This window comes from uncultured Gimesia sp. (assembly GCF_937919775.1).
Classification (GTDB): Bacteria; Planctomycetota; Planctomycetia; order Planctomycetales; family Planctomycetaceae; genus Gimesia.
Genome location: NZ_CALFPF010000813.1, coordinates 1 through 2,125 on the forward strand (window position 1 = coordinate 1; position 2,125 = coordinate 2,125).

The window sequence follows — 2,125 nt, forward strand, 5'->3', positions numbered from 1 at the left end:
CCCGGTTCGATATACAGAGTCTTCACATCCACACGTTCCAGCCACTTCCGCGCTTTCTTTGCCGTGAACTCGGCCCCGTTGTCACTGCGAATGTAAGTTGGGGTTCCACGCTGAATGAACAGGTCGCTGAGTCGCTCCGGAACGTCTTCACTGTTGAGTCTGCGAGCGACATCAATCGATAGACACTCTCGACTGTATTCATCCATGATCACCAGCATCCGAAAACTCCTGCCATCAGATGTCTGGTCCTGCACGAAGTCATAGCTCCAGACATGGTCTTTGAATCGGGGATGATCAGACGCGGCATACTGCACTCCACCCTGCAGGAGCACAAACATCTGGTGCTAACATTTCTGGAAGGTGTTGAACGATTGAAGAAACTCGCAAGGCATATCCGATGTTCTGATAGATAAAGAAAGGGGTAGCGGGCCACCACTACTGGTGACCCGCTATAAAACGCATTTATATTTTGCAATGCTGAAATTATTCTACTTCAGTGTTTTCATTTTACTGTGATTTCACCTGCAAGCAGATTGAGGGTAGTGTCAGAATCGATGGGGATTTCTCGAAGCCATCGTGTAAACTGATGAACCATGATCCCCGCTGCAATACTGGCAACATAGATGGTACTGTGTGAGGTACAGCTTCCAGCCTGAGCTTCAGTTTGAGGAAAAAGTGTCTCAGCATACCGATCTCCTCCAGAACCCTCAATTGCTGTCAGTATCCGAATCATTTCCCCCAACATTCGACCGTCCGTCCAGAATTCACATTTTTTGCTGACGGACCGCCAGATTGCCGCGCGTGCGGAGATGGAATCAACGCAGCAGAAAACCGCCTGCCCGTGAGTAGTGGTGGTACGATAGCGGTCCTGGAATGTCATCACTTGAATCGAATCATCAATCTCCTGGATGGCTCTGGCCGTTGCGTCGACTTTAAACTGTCCCAGATCCTGAGCCCGATATCCCTGAGTCGTGATATTGGTAGATTCGACAGTATCAAAATCCACCAGCTGAATCCGTGGTGTCCCGATTGCCGCCAGTTGCAGGGCCACCTGACGACCAATCGCTCCTACACCGATAACGGTCGCCGTCAGCTGGGAAAGCCGTTCCGCCGGAATCAGATCACTTTGTCTCTGGAAACGGTCCGTAGTCACATTTAATGTATTCAAATTTGTTCTCCTTTCAATTCGTATTCAGCAAACAGCCAGTCCTCTTCCCAGTCAAAGTCTGCGACCCGATCAAACTCAGACTGGAACAGGCAACTTTTATGTTGCGGATGCACGTGCGTTAAATATTCATCCTCCCAACGTTCTGGATCACAGCCAGCAAATGTTTGAGAGTAATCCCGTTTTACCGGGACCTCGAATTCAGCCTTAGGCCCCACATTGAATTTTAACCGAGCATAGGTTCGCCCTGTCCGCGCCAGAATGAACATCACGGCCCAGTCGGATCGACCAAAGACACGATCAAAAGTTCCTTCATCAGTCTGGCTGGGTAACGGACAATCTCCCGGATGCGTATGAATCCAGATCCGACCGAACTGCTCAGGACGCAGGCCTGCATCCACCTGAGCGTCAAAGAAATTCGCCACCGCCTCATCGTCGAAGGCCACATGAGCCAACGAGCAGGTCTGTTCCACAAGCTGCAGGTCCTGCACCAGCAGCAGATCATCCTGTGCGGAAATCCCGAAGCCACCGACTTCGGTATCGCCATAATCACGCAGGTACAACAGTTTCGCCCAAGCAGTCGGGCTGAACCGCAGTTGCGGCAACCGGGTTTGCTGCCGAAACATGGGATTCCGGTAATTCTTCTTCTGTTTCTTCGAATTCTTCTTCATCACAATCAGAGCACCTTTCATTTTCAAGTAAACAACGTTGGCAGCAGTCGGCATGACATTGAATGCATTGCTTTAAACAGGATGAACAGCAGTTGCCGTGACAGCTATCACAGTGCGACAAACACTCATGACAATAAGGACAAGCACAGTCCGAACAATCCTGGGCACACTCCGCGCAGAGTGTGATTTCACAGTGATCACAGCGAGTCTGTTCGTTGGCAGCAATCACATCAGCGCACTCGGTACATTCAACACTGTCCCAGTCACTGAGCGCCACATAGGGACTGTC

2 protein-coding genes and 1 pseudogene are annotated in these 2,125 nt (G+C 50.5%); all 3 read right to left on the reverse strand.

All coding sequences use genetic code 11. From position 1 onward, the window contains the following. Nucleotides 1-281: pseudogene (locus Q0294_RS23185) on the reverse strand (DDE-type integrase/transposase/recombinase); the annotation flags it as partial. A gap of 221 nt (nt 282-502) precedes the next feature. Further along, the gene (locus Q0294_RS23190; protein ID WP_299470236.1) at nt 503-1,168 is read right to left on the reverse strand and encodes a ThiF family adenylyltransferase; all 666 of its coding nucleotides are present in this window, start codon (nt 1,166-1,168) and stop codon (nt 503-505) included. Continuing rightward, a complete protein-coding gene (locus tag Q0294_RS23195; protein WP_299470238.1) occupies nt 1,165-1,836 on the reverse strand; it encodes a hypothetical protein in 672 nt (223 codons plus the stop codon). Before Q0294_RS23195 ends, Q0294_RS23190 begins: the two co-directional genes overlap by 4 nt. Nucleotides 1,837-2,125: the final 289 nt, after the last annotated feature.

Excerpts from the sequence above, each read along its gene's own strand:
- Q0294_RS23195 (WP_299470238.1), bottom strand. The coding sequence starts at position 1,836 with ATGAAGAAGAATTCGAAGAAACAGAAGAAGAATTACCGGAATCCCATG.